The 18,962-nt window shown below is 63.8% G+C and carries 16 protein-coding genes; 7 read left to right on the forward strand and 9 right to left on the reverse strand.

The genetic code is table 11. The annotated features are described in order from the left end of the window. The first annotated feature begins 56 nt into the window (after window positions 1-56). Window positions 57-458, forward strand: coding sequence for a PA2779 family protein (locus tag DKK67_RS13405; RefSeq protein ID WP_111497006.1), 402 nt, complete (start codon window positions 57-59; stop codon window positions 456-458). 36 nt (window positions 459-494) lie between these two features. Then, complete coding sequence (locus DKK67_RS13410) at window positions 495-1,439, forward strand: PA2778 family cysteine peptidase (RefSeq protein WP_228160633.1); 945 nt, start codon at window positions 495-497, stop codon at window positions 1,437-1,439. Window positions 1,440-1,466: 27 nt separating this feature from the next. Here the strand turns inward: DKK67_RS13410 and DKK67_RS13415 are convergent, their stop codons facing one another. From DKK67_RS13415 to DKK67_RS13440, 6 genes are all read right to left on the reverse strand, one after another. Continuing rightward, the gene (locus tag DKK67_RS13415) at window positions 1,467-2,336 is read right to left on the reverse strand and encodes a DUF2059 domain-containing protein (RefSeq protein WP_111497007.1); all 870 of its coding nucleotides are present in this window, start codon (window positions 2,334-2,336) and stop codon (window positions 1,467-1,469) included. Between the two features lie 151 nt (window positions 2,337-2,487). Further along, complete coding sequence (gene phoU, locus DKK67_RS13420) at window positions 2,488-3,210, reverse strand: phosphate signaling complex protein PhoU (protein WP_111497008.1); 723 nt, start codon at window positions 3,208-3,210, stop codon at window positions 2,488-2,490. Between the two features lie 23 nt (window positions 3,211-3,233). Continuing rightward, window positions 3,234-4,118: a phosphate ABC transporter ATP-binding protein PstB gene (gene pstB / locus DKK67_RS13425; RefSeq protein WP_111497009.1), complete on the reverse strand. Its 885-nt coding sequence runs from the start codon at window positions 4,116-4,118 to the stop codon at window positions 3,234-3,236. A 15-nt stretch (window positions 4,119-4,133) separates the two neighbouring features. Further along, complete coding sequence (gene pstA / locus DKK67_RS13430; protein WP_111497010.1) at window positions 4,134-5,408, reverse strand: phosphate ABC transporter permease PstA; 1,275 nt, start codon at window positions 5,406-5,408, stop codon at window positions 4,134-4,136. Further along, complete coding sequence (pstC, locus tag DKK67_RS13435; RefSeq protein WP_111497011.1) at window positions 5,401-6,789, reverse strand: phosphate ABC transporter permease subunit PstC; 1,389 nt, start codon at window positions 6,787-6,789, stop codon at window positions 5,401-5,403. Before pstC ends, pstA begins: the two co-directional genes overlap by 8 nt. Before the next feature lie 210 nt (window positions 6,790-6,999). Next, window positions 7,000-8,046 (reverse strand): substrate-binding domain-containing protein, encoded by a 1,047-nt coding sequence (locus tag DKK67_RS13440; protein WP_111497012.1) that lies wholly within the window; start codon window positions 8,044-8,046, stop codon window positions 7,000-7,002. Between the two features lie 329 nt (window positions 8,047-8,375). Between DKK67_RS13440 and DKK67_RS13445 the strand changes: the two genes are divergently transcribed. From DKK67_RS13445 to DKK67_RS13460, 4 genes are all read left to right on the forward strand, one after another. After that, window positions 8,376-8,927 carry a TRAP transporter small permease subunit gene (locus DKK67_RS13445; protein WP_111497013.1) on the forward strand — a complete coding sequence of 184 codons (552 nt, stop codon included), beginning with the start codon at window positions 8,376-8,378 and terminating at the stop codon, window positions 8,925-8,927. A gap of 29 nt (window positions 8,928-8,956) precedes the next feature. Then, complete coding sequence (locus tag DKK67_RS13450) at window positions 8,957-10,309, forward strand: TRAP transporter large permease (RefSeq protein ID WP_111497261.1); 1,353 nt, start codon at window positions 8,957-8,959, stop codon at window positions 10,307-10,309. Between the two features lie 81 nt (window positions 10,310-10,390). Then, a complete protein-coding gene (locus DKK67_RS13455; RefSeq protein WP_111497014.1) occupies window positions 10,391-10,792 on the forward strand; it encodes an acyl-CoA thioesterase in 402 nt (133 codons plus the stop codon). Window positions 10,793-10,936: 144 nt separating this feature from the next. Further along, window positions 10,937-12,334, forward strand: a complete 1,398-nt coding sequence (locus DKK67_RS13460; protein WP_111497015.1) for an aldehyde dehydrogenase — start codon at window positions 10,937-10,939, stop codon at window positions 12,332-12,334. A gap of 111 nt (window positions 12,335-12,445) precedes the next feature. Here the strand turns inward: DKK67_RS13460 and DKK67_RS13465 are convergent, their stop codons facing one another. The 3 genes from DKK67_RS13465 to DKK67_RS13475 all read right to left on the reverse strand — a co-directional run bounded on the left by DKK67_RS13465 (window position 12,446) and on the right by DKK67_RS13475 (window position 17,565). Further along, on the reverse strand, window positions 12,446-13,597 hold the full coding sequence (locus DKK67_RS13465) for a TRAP transporter substrate-binding protein (RefSeq protein WP_111497016.1): 1,152 nt from the start codon (window positions 13,595-13,597) through the stop codon (window positions 12,446-12,448). A 192-nt stretch (window positions 13,598-13,789) separates the two neighbouring features. Next, window positions 13,790-15,955, reverse strand: coding sequence for a DNA helicase II (gene uvrD / locus DKK67_RS13470; protein ID WP_111497017.1), 2,166 nt, complete (start codon window positions 15,953-15,955; stop codon window positions 13,790-13,792). Between the two features lie 155 nt (window positions 15,956-16,110). Next, window positions 16,111-17,565: an NAD-dependent succinate-semialdehyde dehydrogenase gene (locus DKK67_RS13475; RefSeq protein ID WP_111497018.1), complete on the reverse strand. Its 1,455-nt coding sequence runs from the start codon at window positions 17,563-17,565 to the stop codon at window positions 16,111-16,113. A gap of 233 nt (window positions 17,566-17,798) precedes the next feature. On the opposite strand from DKK67_RS13475, the gene DKK67_RS13480 reads away from it, so the two are divergent. Further along, window positions 17,799-18,824, forward strand: coding sequence for a histone deacetylase family protein (locus DKK67_RS13480; RefSeq protein ID WP_111497019.1), 1,026 nt, complete (start codon window positions 17,799-17,801; stop codon window positions 18,822-18,824). Window positions 18,825-18,962: the final 138 nt, after the last annotated feature.

Below are 18,962 nucleotides of genomic sequence, written 5' to 3' on the forward strand. Positions count from 1 at the left end.
TTGAACACTGCGTCACGCAACAAACAAACCCAACAAGTGCAATCAGGAGTTTGCAGATGGACACAATCCGGCAATGCAGTCGCCCCATCGCGGGGTTCATGTCGTTGATGATGTTGTGTTTCACACTGTTCGCCGCCCCGGCGTCAGCCAGCGTGGTGGGTACCGGCGAGCTGCTCAACCAGCAGCAGGCGGACATCGACCGTCAGGCCCTCATGCAGATGCTGGAACGGGATGACGTCAAACAGACGCTGGTGGACATGGGTGTGAGCCAGGATGAAGTCCGCGACCGCATCCAGAGCCTGACACCGTCCGAGCTGGCCTCTTTCAAGCAGCAACTGGCCGATGCACCGACCGGCGAAGGCGTGGTGGGCATTATCGTGCTGTTCCTGGTGATCTTCATTGTCACCGACATGCTGTGCGCGACGGACATCTTCCCGTTCGTGAACTGCATCCGCTGATCCATGGGCGATCGTCGTCCATACGGAGCCGGCCGCTTGCGGTCGGCCCTGACCCTCATGCTGGCGCTGGCCCTCGGCGGCTGCGCCAGCACGCCACCCTGGCCAGACACCCCGACGAACACCGACCGGACGCTGCTGACCCACGTTCCCTTCTATCCCCAGGAACAGTACCAGTGTGGCCCGGCTGCCCTGGCCATGATGCTCGGCAGTCAGGGCGTGAGCGAGACACCGGATGCGCTGGTGGACAAGGTCTACCTGCCGGAACGCCACGGCTCACTGCAGGTGGAAATGGTGGCCGCCGCCCGCCAGTACGGCCTGCTGGTGTATCCGCTGGCGCCAACGCTGGACGCTGTTATCCAGGAAGTGAACCACGGCAATCCCGTGCTGGTGATGCAGAACCTGCGCTTCGGCTGGTGGCCACAATGGCACTTCGCGGTGGTGATCGGTTACGACGAGGCCGCCCAGGAACTGATTCTGCACAGCGGCACCGAGCGCAACTACCACCAGCCCCTGGCGGCGTTCATGGCCACCTGGGATCGCACCGACAACTGGGCCCGGGTGATGCTGCCGCCGTCACAGCTGCCGGCCACCGCCGAGCCCCTGCCCTTCCTGCGCGCCGCCAACGATCTGGAAACCACGCACCAGACTGACGCGGCCCGAACCGCCTACGCCACGGCGCTGGCCACCTGGCCGGACCAGCCGGCGGCGCAGTTGGGACTGGGCAACATCGCGTTTGCGGAAGGAGACTGGCCGCAGGCCGCCGGGCGCTATGCATCGCTGACCCGGGATTTCCCGCGCCTCAGTGCCGGCTGGAACAATTACGGCGAGGCTCTGGAGCAACTGGATTGCCCGCAGGCGGCGCAGCAGGCACGCCACTGCGCAGCGACACTGAACCCCGAACGTTTCGAGGCGGCCGCTGCGGAGGTCGGGGACGACGAGACCGGCAGGGATTGCCCGGTGATTGATTGCCCGGCCCCTTGATAGCGGGCCGGACCGGGATGGACGGGATCAGGAGCCGGAGCGGCCCGGATTGAGCAGCCGCACCAGTTGGCCGCCGACGTTTTCCACCGGCTCAAGGATCGCCTTCTGGATGCTGTCGGTGACCACCCGGTTGAAGGCGCTGCCGGCATCCGAGCCCATGAAATCCAGATAGGTGTCGATCTCGTCGGCACTGAAATCCTGGTAGGTGTACAGATAGGCCGCGTAGACCTGCTGTTCCACCGCGCCTTTGAGCATGAAACGCTGATCCTCGATCTGCTGCTTCATCTGGTCATAGGTCGGCCCCTGCCCACCACTGAAGGCGCTCATGGCCGAGGCCAGCCCCAGCTGCACCGCCACGGCCGTGTCCACCGTGCTTTCGGTGGCACGGGTGACCCGGTCAAAGCGGGAGAACATGTCCGCGCGCTGGCTGCCTTTGTAGCGATCGACCAGGGATGAGCCCTGCGCCTGGATCGTTTTCCAGGCCGACGGGCTGGACGCGGACACTTCCGCCTGCGCCATACGCTGGCCCAACGGCGTCTCGTACCAGTCCTGCACCGCCTGCAGCTGACCGTCGCCGAGGCCAGCGTCGAGATCCTCCACCACCTGGCGGCGAATGGCCGCACTGCTGAAGGCGTTGCTGACGATACCGCCCACTGTGTTGGCGACCATCGGGTCCACCTGGCCGGTCTGCTTGAGACCCTCGCGGATGCCTTCGCTCATCATCGCCGGATACTGTTCGATGATTTCGCCCAGCGGCGACACCCGCACCACGGATTCCGCACGGGTTTCCGCCTCGGCCAGGCCGCCGGCCATCACCAGCGCCAGCAGGGTCAGTGACCGCAGCGCCGTCAGCCGATACAGCGGAGCGAACAGGTCAATTCGGGGGGATACACGCATACTTGATTCTCTCCTGTTTCGATGGGCCCCGTTATGCCATGGCACCGCCCGCCCGGCAAGGGAATGGCGGGCCCACCAGATGACGGTTTGGAGAGAAAGGGGCAGGAAACGGCGCGAAGCGGGCCTCCACCCGCCTCGCCGGACGTCGGCGTCAGTTGCCGACCACCTTTTCCGCTTCTTCCATCGGGGTGTGGCGCACGTCCTCGCCCTTGGCCATGAAGATCACGTGCTCGGCCACGTTGCAGGCGTGGTCGCCGATGCGCTCCAGCGCCCGGAACACCCACATGACCGACATGCAGCGGGAAATATTGCGCGGGTCTTCCATCATGAAGGTGATCAGCGATCGGGTCGCGGCCTGGTATTCCTCGTCCACCCGCTTGTCTTCCTTCATGATGCGCAGGGCCTGCTCGGAGTCCAGCCGGGCAAACGCGTCCAGCGCGTCCCGCAGCATCTGGCCGACGTGGTTGCCGATGTGGCGCACTTCCACGTAGCCGCGCGGGGCCTGGCCTTCTTCCGACAGGCGCAGGGCCAGCTTGGCGATTTTCTTGGCCTCGTCGCCGATGCGCTCCAGGTCCGCCACCATCTTGATCACCGACAGCACCAGGCGCAGGTCCCGCGCCGCCGGCTGACGCCGGGCGATGATGCGGGTGGCTTCCTCGTCGATCTCCAGCTCCAGCTTGTCCACCTGCTTGTCGCGGGTACGGATCTCATCCGCACGGTGGCCGTCGCCGTCGATCAGCGATTCGATGGCGTCCACCACCTGCTGCTCGACCATGCCGCCCATGCGCAGGAAATCTTCCTTGAGACCGGACAGGTCTTCATTGAACTGGTGGGAAATGTGATCGCCGTATACGTCTTCCTGTTTGTTACTCATCTCGTTCTCCGCAGTCCGTCGGATTAACCGAAGCGACCAGTGATGTAGGACTCGGTCAGTTCATGCTCGGGCGCCGTGAACACCTTGTTGGTTTCGTTCACTTCCACCAGGTGCCCCAGGTGGAAGTAGGCCGTCCGGTCGGACACCCGCGCCGCCTGTTGCATGGAGTGGGTGACGATGACAATGGTGTAGCTCTCGGACAGCTCGGAAATCAGTTCCTCGATGCGCGCGGTGGCGATCGGGTCCAGCGCCGAACAGGGCTCGTCCATCAGCACCACCTCCGGGCTCACGGCGATGGCGCGGGCGATGCACAGACGCTGCTGCTGACCGCCGGACAGGCCGGTGCCCGGGGTGTCCAGGCGATCCTTGACCTCGTTCCACAGGCCGGCTCCGCGCAGGCTGTTCTCGACGATCTCGTCCAGCTCCGACTTGCGGTTGGCCAGGCCGTGGATGCGCGGGCCGTAGGCGACGTTGTCGTAGATCGACTTGGGGAACGGGTTGGGCTTCTGGAACACCATCCCGACCCGGGCGCGCAGTTCCACCACGTCCCGCTTGGGATCGTAGATGTCGTTGCCGTCCAGCGACAGCTGCCCCTTCACGCTGCAGATGTCGATGCTGTCGTTCATCCGGTTCAGGCAGCGCAGGAACGTGGATTTACCGCAGCCGGACGGCCCAATGAAGGAAATCACCTCGTTCTTGGCGATGTCCAGGCTGATGTCCTTGATGGCGCGGTTGCTGCCATAGAACACTTCCACGTTGCGCAGGGAGAACTTGGGTTCATCGGCGAAGGGCTTGCCTACCGTCTTGCCTTCCAGCTCGCTGTCGGTGACGGTGGTTTCTTTCTTCTCCACCGCTTCCTCTACCGGGACGTCCTGGTCCTGGGCGATTGTCGAATTCATCGTATTCATACTTTCAATCTCCTGTTACCACCGGCGCTCGAGGCGACGGCGCAGCCAGATGGCCAGGGCGTTCATGCCAATGAGGAAGGTCAGCAGGACCATAATGGCAGCGGACGCCCGTTCAATAAATGCCAGTTCGGGGCTGCCCGCCCAGAGGAAGATCTGGACCGGCAGGACGGTGGCGGAATCGGTAAAGCCGCCGGGTACGTCGACGATAAAGGCGACCATGCCGATCAGCAGCAGCGGGGCGGTTTCACCCAGCGCCTGGGCCATGCCGATGATGGAACCGGTCAGCATGCCGGGCATGGCCAGCGGCAGCACATGGTGCAGCACCACCTGCATTTTGGACGCGCCAATACCCTCGGCCGCCTCGCGGATCGACGGCGGTACGCTCTTGATGGCGGCGCGACTGGAAATGATGATCGTCGGCAGCGTCATCAGGGTCAGCACCAGGCCGCCCACCAGCGGCACCGAGCGCGGCAGGCCGAACAGGTTGATGAACACCGCCAGGCCCAGCAGACCGAAGATGATGGACGGTACCGCCGCCAGGTTGTTGATGTTGACCTCAATGAAATCGGTCAGCTTGTTCTGGGGCGCGAACTCCTCCAGGTAGATGGCCGCCGCCACCCCGATCGGGAACGACAGGGCCAGGGTCACCACCATGGTGAGCAGCGAGCCGACCATGGCCCCCAACACACCGGCGTTGGCCGGCTCGCGGCTATCACCGCTGGAGAAGAAGACGTCGTTGAAGCCGTTCTCGATGATGCCGCGCTGTTCCAGCTCGTCGACCCAGCCCTGCTGCTCCTCGCTGAGCTTGATGGAATAGCGGTCGTCGTCGGCGTGCTTGACGTAGACGCTGACGTCGTCGTTCACCAGGAACGTCATGGTCTGGGTGGTACCCAGCAGGTCCGGATCGGCCTTGATCGCGTCGCGCAGCTTGTTGGAGGCGTAGCTGTTGAGCAGCCCCTTGAGCGCGCGGTTGTCGTCTTCCCCGGTCTGCGGCAACGCGTCATGCAGCGCTTCGATCAGCGGTGCGGTGAAGTCCGCCATGGCCAGGGCGTCGGTATCGGTGGCGTCTTCCAGATACATCGACTGGGGATCGTAGGTAACCTCCAGGGTGATGGTGGTCTTGATGAACCCGGTGTAGCCCTTGCCGATAATGTCGGCAAACAGGATCACCAGGGCGGCGATCGCAATGGCAATCGCGGTGATGCCGTACATCCGGAAACGGCGTTCCTTGCGATAGCGACGCTTGAGCGACTGACGGACGAGTTCCGCCTGATTCTCTGGCTTATTCATACTGTTCCCGATATTTGCGAACCACTTTCAGGGCGACGACGTTCAGCAGCAGCGTAACGATGAACAGCATCATGCCCAGGGCAAAGGCGGACAGCGTCTTGGCACTGTCGAATTCCTGGTCACCGGTCAGCAGGGTGACGATCTGCACGGTCACGGTGGTCACGGCGTCCAGCGGGTTGACGGTCAGGTTCGCCGCCAGGCCCGCGGCCATGACCACGATCATGGTCTCGCCGATGGCGCGGGACACCGCCAGCAGGATGCCGCCCATGATGCCCGGCAGGGCCGCCGGGAAGATCACCTTGGTCATGGTCTCGGCCTGGGTGGCCCCCAGGGCAAGCGAGCCGTCACGCAGGGTCTGGGGCACGGCGTTGATCACGTCGTCGGACAGGGAGGAGACGAACGGGATGATCATGATGCCCATGACCAGCCCGGCCGCCAGCGCGCTCTCGGTCGAGGCTTCCAGCCCCAGCCAGGCCGCCGCGTCGGCAATGAAGGGCGCCACGGTCAGAGCGGCGAAGAAGCCGTAGACCACCGTCGGCACACCGGCGAGCATTTCCAGCATCGGTTTGACGATGCCGCGCACCCGCTTGGTGGCGTACTCGGACAGATAGATCGCCGACATTAAACCCACCGGCACGGCCACAACCATGGCGATGAGGGAAATCAGCAGCGTACCCACGAACAGCGGGATCATCCCGAAGGCACCTTCCGCCGCCACCTGATCGGCGCGGATGGCCGTTTGCGGGCTCCAGGTAGTCCCGAAGAAGAACTCGACGAAGGAGATCCGCTGGAAGAAGTGGATCGTCTCGATGATGACCGAGAAGATGATGCCCACCGTGGTCAGGATCGCCAGACCCGCGCAGCAGAAGAAGATCTTGCGCAGGATGGACTCGACCTTTTCCCGGGCGTTGATGTGCGGCGCGATCCGCAGCCAGGCGACGAAGGCGCCCAGCACCGCCACACACACCACCAGCAGGGTCATCATCAGTTTGCTGTCTTCGCGCAGCGTGGTCAGCCGGCCCGCCGCCTCAGCAATGGGGCCCGGCACGAAATCCGCCGGCAGCGCGCCGGACGCGACGTTACTGATCTGCGACAGGATCAGGCTGGCGCGCCCCGGGGAATCCGGTTGCAGGTCCGCCGGCAGCGAACCGACCACCAGAAACTGGATCACCTTGTGTTCAAAGCCGAGCCACAGGGCAAAGATCAACAGCGCCGGAATGCCACACCAGAAGGCGGCGCGGGCGGCGTAGTAAAAAGGCAGGGATTTGAGGTGACGGATACCACCCAATGGCATCGCGACCGCTCGCGAGCGGGCATAGCCCAGCCCGAAGGCAATCGCAACCATCACCACAATCAGCGGAAACAGGTTGCCCGGTTGCATTGATGTCTCTCTTTCAGCGTTGCAAGAAGTCCCTGGAACAGCCCGCCCACGGCAGTACCGTTTCAGCGGCTCCCTTCTGGCGCGACAGTGTATCGCTTCGCCAGAACAACGTCACAAGTGCATTTAATGGCTTTCTTCGTCCTTGAATACGCGAAAAGTGCGGAGCCCTGCGGCCCCGCACTTTGCAGTTTCACACGCCTGGCGTGCTGCTTACAGCTCGTCGCCCGTCATCGGCGTCAGGCTCTGGGCGTTCTTGGCCGCAGCCATGCGAGCGTCACGCGCCAGCGGGATCAGGCCAACGTCAGCCAGGTAGCCGTTCGGGCCCCAGGTGCCTTCGCTGGTGAATTCCTTGACGTATTCGCTCATGCCCGGAATGACACCCACGTGGGCTTTCTTCACGTAGAACCACAGTGAACGGGCCAGCGGGTATTCATCGCTGGAGATGGCTTCCTGAGTCGGCTCTTCACCGTTGATGGTGGCGGCCTGCAGGGTGCCGGAGTTCTCTTCCAGGAAGCTGTAGCCGAAGATACCGAAAGAGCTCTTGTCGGCGGTCAGCTTCTGGACGATCAGGTTATCGTTCTCGCCCGCTTCGATGAAGGCGCCGTCTTCACGGAAGGTCATGCAGACTTCTTCGCGCTTGCTTTCTTCCATGTCGGCGATCATGTCGATCTCTTCACAACCGGCTTCCATGGCCAGTTCGTTGAAGGCGTCGCGAGTACCGGAAGTCGGCGGCGGCCCCATCACGCGGATCGCTTCGTTCGGCAGGCTGGAGTCAACGTCGCTCCAGTTTTTGTACGGGTTGGCCACCAGGCCGTCGCCGTTCGGGTTGGGAACCTGCTTGGCCAGGGCCAGGTACAGCTGCTCCAGGCTGATGTCCAGGTTCGGGGCGCCCTTGGCGCTGGCCAGAACGATGCCGTCGCTGCCGATCTTCACTTCGGTGATTTCTTTAACGCCGTTGCTCTGACAACGCTCGAATTCGCTCGACTTCATGCGGCGGGACGCGTTGGTGATATCAGGATGCTGGGTACCCACGCCGGCGCAGAACAGCTTCAGACCACCACCGGAACCGGTTGACTCCAGCTTCGGTGTCGGGAAATCCGTGTTACGACCGAAACGCTCGGCGACCACGGTAGCGAACGGGTAAACGGTCGAGGAACCGACGATGTTGATGGTGTCACGGGCCAGAGTCGGGGTTGAGATGGTGGCCATGGCGCCGGCTACTGCAACGCTGGCGACAGCTGTTTTCAGTTTATTCACGTTGAGCCTCCATAATGCGATTTATTCACGGGTTCCGCTGATCTCCGGAAGTCGGACACGGCATTCGGACCCGTCTTCGAAACCGGCAGTGGTCAGCCGATGTGTGAAGCCTAAGGGGTCTTTATGACACTTAGATGACACACGTAGCCGATGTAATGTTTTTTGCAACATCCCGTGAAATCCGGCCCCTTTCCCCTGTTTTCAGAGGCCGAAAAGAAATTGATCTCCTCAATTATTAGCCTTTCGTCGGTTATGCCCCCTGTTTTTGTTGCACCCGCCGCCGAGGCCCTTAACATGGAGGAATAACTCGACAAACCAATAAAAACATCATGAATCAGAACGCGCTTCTCGTCCGCCTTACCGGCTACCTCGACGGTTTCACCGAGGTGACCGGCCGTACCCTCGCCTGGCTCAACATCGGCATGGTGTTACTGACGTTCACCGTGGTTGTCATGCGTTACCTGTTCAACAGCTCCTCCATCTTCATGCAGGAAAGCGTGATGTATCTGCACGCCATCGTATTCCTGCTGGCCAGCGCTTACACGCTCAAGCACAACGATCACGTGCGGGTGGACATCCTCTACCAGCGCCTGTCCGGCAAGGGCAAGGCGGTAGTCGACCTGCTCGGGACCCTGCTCCTGCTGATGCCGGTGGTGATCTTCATTCTGGTCAGCAGCTGGGACTATGTGGCCCGCTCCTGGGCGATCCTGGAACGCTCGCCGGAGACCAGCGGCATCCCCGCGATATTCCTGCTCAAGAGCCTGATTCCGGCGATGTGCGTGCTGATGATCATCCAGGGCGTCGCCGAATCCCTGCGTAACATTGCGGTCCTCGCCGGGGCCATTTCCAAGGAGAACGGCCCTGCGGAGGACACGCTGTGAGTGTATTCATCGAATTCCTGCCGCTGGTGATGTTTGCGGCGGTCTGTATCGTGCTGATGGCCGGTTTCCCGGTGGCCTTTTCCCTGGCCGGCACCGCACTGGCGTTCGCCCTAGGCGGTGCGGCGTTCGGCGTGTTCGACATGAGCTTCCTGGGCGCCACGCCCAACCGCCTGTTCGGCCTGATGACCAACGAGACCCTGATCGCGGTGCCGCTGTTCGTGTTCATGGGCTGCATGCTGCAGCAGTCCAAGATCGCCGAGAACCTGCTCGAAAGCATGGCCGAACTGTTCAAACGCATGCGCGGCGGCCTGGGCATCTCGGTGGCCATCGTCGGTATGCTGCTGGCCGCCAGCACCGGCATCGTCGGCGCCACGGTGGTGACCATGGGGCTGATCTCACTGCCCACCATGCTCAAGCGCGGCTACAGCCCTTCCCTGGCAACCGGCACCATCTGCGCCACCGGCACCCTGGGCCAGATCATCCCGCCGTCGATTGCCCTGGTCCTGCTGGGGGACGTGATGTCCAGCGCCTACCAGCGGGCCCAGCGCATGCAGGGCATCTTCAGCCCGGACACCGTCTCGGTGGGCGACCTGTTCGTCGGTGCGCTGATCCCGGGCCTGGTGCTGGTGCTGCTCTATATCGTCTATATCGTGCTGGTCGCCTACTTCAAGCCGTCCGCCGCGCCGCCCCATGATGACGATATCAACGGCGAAAACGGCCGGAAGTTGAACCTGTGGCATGACCTCACACCGCCGCTGATCCTGATTGTAGCTGTGCTCGGCTCTATCCTCGCCGGTGTCGCCACCCCCACCGAGGCCGCCGGCGTCGGGGCTCTGGGCGCCACGCTGCTGGCCGGCCTGCGGCGTCAGTTGGGCATCGGCGTGCTGCGCGAAGTCTGCCAGCAGACCACTCGGGTCACCTGCATGGTGTTCCTGATCCTGGTGGGTGCGGCGATCTTCTCGCTGGTGTTCCGCGGCTACGGCGGCGACGAGTTGATCCACGGCATCTTTGCGGACATGCCCGGTGGCGTGGTAGGCGCGATGATCGTGGTCATGCTGGTGATCTTCCTGCTCGGCTTCATCCTCGACTTCATCGAGATCACCTTCGTGGTGGTGCCGATCGTGGCGCCGGTGCTGCTCAACATGGGCCTGGATCCGGTCTGGCTGGGCATCATGATCGCCCTGAACCTGCAGACCTCGTTCCTGACGCCGCCCTTCGGATTCTCGCTGTTCTACCTGCGTGGCGTGGCGCCGCCGGAAATTGCCACCTCGCAGATCTATCGTGGCGTGATTCCTTTCATTATCATTCAGCTGATCATGCTGATCCTGCTGTCGATCTGGCCGGTACTGGCCACGGGCCTGCCCGATTACCTCTACGGCTGATTTTGGCCGTAGGGGCCGGACCCGCGCCTCGCACACGACACGCTGAATAATGAAAACTCTGAAAACCGGGCGAAACGATTCATGAACCTGACGGATGACGACAAACCGAACCCCCGGGGCCAGCTTGCACTGCAAGTGGTGCCCTACCCTTCCGACACCAACGCCAACGGCGACATCTACGCCGGCTGGCTGGTGAGACAGATGGACGTGGCCGCCGCCACGACCGCCGGCCGCATCTCCAAGGGCCGCAACGCCACCGTGGCCATCGAGCGCATGGAATTCCTCTCGCCGCTGCGGGTGGGCTCCCAGGTGGCGGTCTACACCGACCTGGTGGACATCGGCCGCAGCTCCATGAAGATCCACGTGGAAGTCTGGACCCGCGACCGTGACCGGGAACGCATGCGCAAGGTGACCGAGTCGCTGATCGTGTTCGTGGCCATCGACGAACACGGCCGCATCCGGGAAGTGCCGCAGCGGGACTGAACCGATCTGTCCGGCGCTCGTGCACCGGGCGCTTGCCATTGAGCAAGTGGCCCACTGGCGTTGCGGTCGCGGCCTTTGTCATGGTGGGGCTTTACACGCTGATCGACCGATCAGTCACCCGAGAACAGACAAAGCGAGACCGCCATGACTTTCCAACGCGTCAATCCGGTGACCGGTGAGGTGGCCAGTGAAGCCGCCGCCATGAAAGCGGCCGACGCTGTCGCCATCGCCGAGCGGGCCCAGTCCGGCTTCGAAGCCTGGTCACAGGTCGGCCCCAACGCCCGCCGGGCTGTACTGTCGAGTGCCGCCACGGCGCTGGAATCCCGCCGCGACGATTTTGTCCGCGCGATGATGGACGAGACCGGCGCCACCGAGGGCTGGGCGCTGTTCAACCTGAACCTGGCGGCCTCCATGCTGCGCGAGGCGGCGTCCCTGACGACCCGCATCAACGGCGAGGTGATTCCGTCCGACAAGCCCGGCTGCCTATCCATGAGCCAGCGCGACCCGGTTGGCGTCATTCTCGGCATCGCGCCGTGGAACGCGCCCATCATCCTGGGCGTGCGCGCCATCGCCACCGCCCTGGCCTGCGGCAACGGTGTCGTCCTCAAAGCCTCCGAACAGTGTCCCCGTACCCACAGCCTGATCACCGAAGCGCTTGGCGAGGCGGGTTTCCCCGACGGCACGGTCGGGCTGGTGACCAACGCGCCGGAAGACGCCGCCGACGTGGTGGGCGCGCTGATCGACCACCCGGCGGTCAAGCGCATCAACTTCACCGGCTCCACCGAGGTCGGCCGCATCATCGCCAAACGGGCCGCCGAGCATCTCAAACCCTGCCTGCTGGAACTGGGCGGCAAGGCGCCCTTCGTGGTGCTGGCTGACGCTGACCTGGATGAAGCGGTCAACGCCGCCGCCTTCGGTGCCTTCATGAATCAGGGGCAGATCTGCATGTCCACCGAACGCCTGATCGTTGTCGATGAGGTGGCCGATGCCTTCGCCGCCAAATTCACGGACAAGGTGCGCAGGCTGAAAACCGGCGATCCCCGGGAGGGCAACGCACCGCTGGGCGCCGTCATCGATCGCAACACCGTGGACAAGATCAACGCCCTGATCGACGACGCTCAGGCCAAGGGCGCCCAGACCCTGACCGGCGGCAAGGCCGACTCCCTGCTGATGCCCGCCACGGTGCTGGATGGCGTCACCGCCGACATGAACATTTACCGGGACGAAAGCTTCGGCCCCGTGGTGGCCATGATCCGTGCCCGGGATGAAGAAGACGCCGTCGCCATTGCCAACGACAGCCGCTACGGCCTGAGCGCCTCCGTCTTCACCCGGGATCTGTCCCGCGGTCTGAAAGTCGCCAAGCGCATCCGCTCCGGCATCTGTCACGTCAACGGCCCAACGGTGCATGACGAAGCCCAGATGCCCTTCGGCGGCCTCGGCGACTCCGGCTACGGGCGCTTCGGCGGCCAGGCCGGCATCGACCAGTTCACCGAACTGCGCTGGATCACCGTGGACACCGAACCCGGCCAGTTTCCGTTCTGATCCGGGACACGCCGGCGGCCATTGCTGGCCCGGCGTCAACGGGCTGCCCCGTGCCCACAGAACAAAAAACCCCGGCCTGTCTCCAGACCGGGGTTTTTATTGAGACCGGTTTCAGCCCTCGTCGGCGGAGTCCGGTTCGCGGATCTCAACATAGGTCTGTTCGGAGATCTCGGTGTAAGGCACCACCTTGTCGCGGAACGCCTTGTAGGACTCGTAGGCCTTGCCGGCCATTTCGTCCCGCTCGGCGAGATCCCTGACCACGTCGTCGGAAATGCTGCGCAGGCGGTTGAGCACGTCGTCCGGGAAGCGGCGCAGCTTCACGTCCTTCTCTTCCACCAGTTCCCGCAGGGCCTCGTTGTTGCGGGCGGTGAATTCCGCCAGCATGTCGGCGTTCATTTCCCGCGCCGCCACGTCGATGATCGCCTGCAAGTGCTCCGGCAGCTTGTTGTAGGCGTCGGCGTTGACGATGGTTTCCAGCGCGGTACCCGGCTCGTGCCAGCCCGGATAGTAGTAGTACTCGGCGATCTGGTGCAGGCCGAACGCCAGGTCGTTGTAGGGGCCGACCCACTCGGTGGCGTCGATGGTGCCGGTCTGCAGCGCGGTGAAGATCTCGCCGCCCGGCAGGTTCACCGGCGTGCCGCCGGCTTTTTCCAGTACGTCGCCGCCAATGCCCGGAATCCGCATTTTGAGGCCGTTCAGGTCCTCGACGCTGTTGATTTCCTTGTTGAACCAGCCGCCCATCTGCACGCCGGTGTTGCCGCCCGGCCAGGGAATCACGCCGAACGGTTCGTAGGCTTCGCGATAGAGCTCCAGGCCCCCGCCGTGGAACATCCAGCCGTTGTATTCCTGGGCGGTCAGGCCAAAGGGAACGGTGGCGAAGAACTGGCCGGCGGGAATCTTGCCTTTCCAGTAGTAACCGGCGCCGTGACCCAACTCGGCGGTGCCCTGGGAAACCGCGGAGAAGACTTCGAGGGCCGGCACCAGGTCACCCGCGCCGTAGACGGTGATGTCGATCTGACCGTCGGTCATCGCGCGGACCCGGTCGGCAAAGTGTTCGGGACCGGTGCCCAGACCCGGGAAATTCTTGGGCCAGGTGGTGACCATCTTCCACTTGTAGGTCTGCTTCTCGGTGGCCGGGGCCGCCGCCTGGTCGGACGAGCCGTTGGCCGCGGCGGAGTCATTTTCCGCTTCCTGGGAACAGCCCACCAGCCCGATACCCAGCACACCCGCGACCAGAGCAGCCAAAAGATTGCGACGCTTCATGTTTTCTCCTTACTTTCTTTTATCGTTGTTGTTGCGCGCCGCCACGCAGGAATGGCGGCGCTGAACCGATACGGACGACCCAATGTGTCGTTATATCAAGTCTGTAAGGATGTAAGATAACCCCGCAGGCTGCCTTTATTCAAAAGTATGAGTTTTCGAACCAGCTGATCCCGTGTCGCGACACCGGGGCTCCTACAATCGCTCCAGTGGAGCATAGGCCAGAACCAGCCATTTCGCCCCGTCGTCGAAGTTCACCTGGACGCGGGTGTGGTGGCCGGAACCTTCGCAGTTCATCACCACGCCCTCGCCGAACTTGGGATGCCGCACCCGCTGGCCCAGCTGCAGCCCCGCCTGAGACGCGGCGGAATCGTCGAACAGCCCCTCGTTGGGTCGCTGCACCAGCGCCGGACGCGTCACCGTGTTGCGCAGGCGCACTTCCTGGATGAACTCCGGCGGGATCTCCCGCACGAAGCGCGACACCGCGTGGTACTTCTCCTGACCGTAGAGGCGGCGGGATTCGGCGTAGGTCATGACCAGCCGCTGCATGGCCCGGGTGATGCCCACGTAGGCCAGACGCCGCTCTTCCTCCATGCGCCCCGGTTCTTCCAGGGACATGCTGTGGGGGAACAGGCCTTCCTCGACCCCGGCCAGGAACACCAGCGGGAACTCCAGGCCCTTGGCCGAGTGCAGGGTCATCAGTTGCACGCTGTCCTCGTTGGCGTCGGCCTGGGACTCGCCCGCGTCCAGCGCCGCCTGGGCGATGAACTCCGACAGCGGATCGATGCCGTCTTCCACCTCGAAGTCGGCCATGGCGCTGACCAGCTCTTCCAGGTTTTCCACCCGGGCCTGGGCCTTCTCGCCTTTTTCGTTAGCGTGGTGATCGCGCAGGCCGCTGTCCTGGATGGCACGCTGGGTGAGCTGCTTGAGGTCCAGTTCGTCCTGGTCCGCCGCCAGCGCCTCGATCATGGCGATGAACTGCTGCAGGCCGGTGCGGGCGCGGCCCTTCATGGCGTCGGCTTCGAGCAGTCGTTCCGCCGCCTGCCACAGGGAAATGCCCTGGCCGGTGGCCAGTTCGCGCAGCTCCGCCAGGCTCTTGGCGCCGATGCCCCGGGCCGGCGTGTTGACCACCCGCTCGAAGGCGGCGTCGTCGTGGCGGTAGTGGACCAGGCGCAGGTAGCCCAGGGCGTTGCGGATTTCCTGGCGGTCGTAGAAACGCAGGCCACCGTAGACCCGGTAGGGAATGCCCTGGCGCAGCAGCGCTTCCTCCAGCACCCGCGACTGGGCGTTGGAACGGTACAGGATCGCCGCCTCGCTGCGCAGGTTGCCCTCGTCCACCCAGGCGCTGATGGAATCGGCGATGTAGTTGGCCTCGTCCTGCTCGTTGAAGGCGGAGTAGAGACTGATCGGCTCGCCCTCGACGCCGTCGGTCCAGAGCTCCTTGCCCAGCCGACCCTGGTTGTTGGCGATCACCGCGTTGGCGGCCTTGAGGATGTTCTGGGTGGAGCGGTAGTTTTGCTCCAGACGCACCATGCGGGCGTTGGGCCAGTCCTGCTGGAAACGCTGGATGTTCTCGATCCTGGCACCACGCCAGCCGTAGATGGACTGGTCGTCGTCGCCGACGATGGTCAGCGGCACCCGGTTACCCGCCAGCACCTGCAGCCAGGCGTATTGAATGGTGTTGGTGTCCTGGAACTCGTCCACCAGGATGTGCTGGAACCGGCGCTGGTAGTGAGCCAGCACTTCCGGCCGGTGCAGCCACAGCTCGTGGGAGCGCAGCAGCAACTCGCCGAAATCCACCAGGCCGCTGAGCTGGCACTGCTTCTCGTACTGGCGGTAGATCTTGAGCATCACCGAGGTGAAATGGTCGCCCGGATTCTCCTGAATGTGATCGGCACGCAGCCCTTCGTCCTTCTGGCCGTTGACGAACCACTGCACCTGCTTGGGCGGCCAGCGGCTCTCGTCGACCTGCTGCTCACGCATGACGCGCTTGATCAGGCGCAGCTGGTCGTCGCTGTCGAGCACCTGGAAGTTCTCGGGCAGGCCCGCGTCCTGCCAGTGAGCCCGCAGCAGGCGGTGGGCGATGCTGTGGAAGGTCCCGAACCACATGCCGTAGCCCGGCAGGTTCATCATCTCGCCGATCCGGTTGCGCATCTCGCGCGCGGCCTTGTTGGTGAAAGTCACCGCCAACAGCCCCGTCGCCGGAATCCGGTCCACCTGCATCAGCCAGGCCATGCGGTGCACCAGCACCCGGGTCTTGCCCGAGCCGGCGCCCGCCAGGACCAGCAGATGGTCGTTCTGGGCGGTGACCGCCTCGCGCTGGGCATCGTTGAGGGGATCGATAATCGGGGAGACGTCCATTGGGAACCACTGATTCAGGAAAATGAGAGCGCCGATTATAACAAGCCGGCACACAGGATCACGCCGGGACAGTGCCCGGCGAGGGGAGGGAGGCGCCTGACCCAGACGGGTCAGGCACTTACGGTGTCAAAAAACGGGTAGGCGGGCCGCCGGGATCAGTTTCCGCGCGGCACCGTCTGCGGCTCGACAAACTCGAACAGGCCTTCGATACCGCCCTCGCGGCCGACGCCGGAGGCTTTCATGCCGCCGAACGGCGCTTCCGGGGTGGGGCCGGTGCCGGTGTTCCAGCCGACGTGGCCGAAACGCAGGCCGCCGATCACGCGCGCGGCACGGGCCTCGTCTTTGGTGAAGACGTAGGCGGCCAGGCCGAACTCGGTGTCGTTACCGGCCTCAATCACCTCGTCCTCGCCCTTGAACAGCGCCATGGGCACGAGGGGACCGAAGGTCTCTTCCTGGGAGCAGGCCATATCCCGCGTGATGCCGCTGACCACCGTGGGCGGGTAGAACAGGTCGTTGCCGCTGAGGCTGTCCGGCTGGGGTCCGGCCACCAGTTGGCCGCCCTTTTCGAGCGCGTCGGACACGTGACGGCGCACCTTGTCGAAGCCGGCCTTGTTGATCAGCGGGCCGATGTCCACACCGTCCTTCATGCCGTCGCCGACAGTCATACGGTTGACCCGCTCCGCCAGTTTTTCACCAAAGGCGTCGGCCACCTTCTCGTGCACGAAGATGCGGTTGGCGCAGACGCAGGTCTGGCCGCCGCCGCGGAATTTGTTGGCGATCAAATTGTCCGCCGCCGCGTCCAGGTCGGCGTCGTCGAACACGATAAACGGCGCGTTACCGCCCAGCTCCAGGGCCAGTTTCTTGACCCAGCCGGTGCTGTCGGCCATCAGCGTACGGCCCACTTCGGTGGAACCGGTGAAGCTGATCATGGGCACGTCCGGCGACTCGCAGAACAGCTTGCCGATCATGCTGGATTTGCCCATCACCAGGCCCAGCATGCCCTTGGGCAGGTCCAGTTCCTGATGGATCAGGCTGAACATCGCGATCATGGTCAGCGGCGTCTCGCTGGCCGGCTTGATGATCGACGGACAGCCGGCCGCCAGCGACGCGGACAGCTTCTTGGCGATCATGCCGATGGGAAAGTTCCAGGGGGTGATCAGCGCCGCCACACCGATGGGCCGGTAGTGGATGGTCCAGGTGCAGTTCTTGGGCTGCTCGTCGATGGTGTGCGCATCGAGGGTGTCGATGTTCCGGGCGCAGTAATCGAAGAAACCGGCCGCGTACTCCACTTCCCCCTGGGCTTCCTTCAGGGGTTTGCCGTGTTCCATGCAGAGGATGCGACCGACTTCCTCCTTGTGCTTGAGCAGGGCATCGCGGATGCCTTCGAGCCAGCCCCGGCGGGTATCCAGGTCGTAGGGCTCGGTCAGCCGCAGCGCCTGTTTGGCTTCGTCGATGGCGCGCTGCACGTCCGCTTCGGCCATGGAGGCCACCTGGGCGATGACCTCGCCGGTGGCGGGGTTGTAGACGTCGATGGTCTGGCCCGTCGACGTGCTGATCCACTGTCCTCCGATGTACCCGTCTAGGTTCGTCAAAAGCGGTGACTGAATCATGTCGGCTCCTTGCGATTGGGCGTATTGGCGTAGTGAGTTATCCAGCGCTAACCGGTGACATTGGACTGATCGCTTCATAGTGGCTGAAGCGGGCACGTTGGACAAGTGCGCGCCCGGCCCCGGTCAAAAATGAGTCAAATCATGGGTTGAGCCGGACTTTAAACGATGCTTATACTCGACCCACGTGTTCAGAATTCGCCCGGCCCAACCGGCCGTTCCAGGGAGGCAGTGCCATGCGTGCATACTTTCATCCCGCGCAGGATTTGCATGTTCCGAAGACGTATTTCACGCGCGGCCAGATGCGCGAGCCACAGGAGGTTCCGGCGCGCACGGCGGAGATGATCGCCGGCCTGCACAGCCTCGAATTCGAGGTGCTCGAGCCCTGCGACCAGGGTGCCGGCCCCATCTCCAAAGTCCACGACCTGGGTTACCTCCGTTTCCTCGAATCCGCCCACCGGCGCTGGAAGGCGATTCCGGACGACTGGGGCGATGAGGTGATGTCCAACATCTTCGTTCGCTCCCCCAACGCCATGCGCGGCATCCTCGCCGAAGCCGCCCGCTACCTGGCGGACGGCAGCTGCCCCATCGGCCCGGACACCTGGAAAGCGGCCTACTGGTCCGCCCAGACCGCGCTGGGCGCCGCCGACGCCCTCAAGGCCGGCGACCGCAGCGCCTACGCCGTGTGCCGCCCGCCCGGACACCACGCCCGCCGCGACGCCGCCGGCGGCTTCTGTTACCTCAACAACGCGGCCATCGCCGCCGAAGCCCTCAAGAAACGCTTCCCCCGGGTGGCCATCCTCGACACCGACATGCACCACGGTCAGGGGATCCAAGAAATCTTCTACGACCGGGACGACGTGCTCTACATTTCGATCCACGGGGACCCCACCAATTTCTACCCCGTGGTCTCCGGTTACGAGGACGAACGCGGCGAAGGCAAGGGTTACGGCTACAACATCAATATGCCCATGCCCCATGGGTCCTCCGAGGACGACTTCTTCGAGAAACTGGAAGAAGCCATGATCGCCATCCGCCTGTTCCAGCCGGACGCGCTGATCCTCACCCTGGGCTTCGACATCTACAAGGACGACCCGCAGGCCAAGGTTTCTGTCAGCTCCGAAGGCTTTGCCCGGCTTGGCAAACGGATCGCGGCGCCGGCCCTGCCGACCCTGGTGATCCAGGAAGGCGGCTACGACATCAGCACCCTCGCGGAGAACGTGCGCCAGTTCCTGCACGGGCTGGAGGGACGCTCACCCTGACGCCCCGGGCGACGGATTCAGGCACGGTGTTTGCTGACTTTTCTCTACCTGAAGTGTGACCTGACGACAAAGGGCTTCAGATCCGGCAACAGGCTGGCTGAAGCGCGCTAAAAAGCACAATCAGGGGGCGGATGGTGG

The organism is Marinobacter bohaiensis (assembly GCF_003258515.1).
In the GTDB taxonomy this organism is placed as follows: domain Bacteria; phylum Pseudomonadota; class Gammaproteobacteria; order Pseudomonadales; family Oleiphilaceae; genus Marinobacter_A; species Marinobacter_A bohaiensis.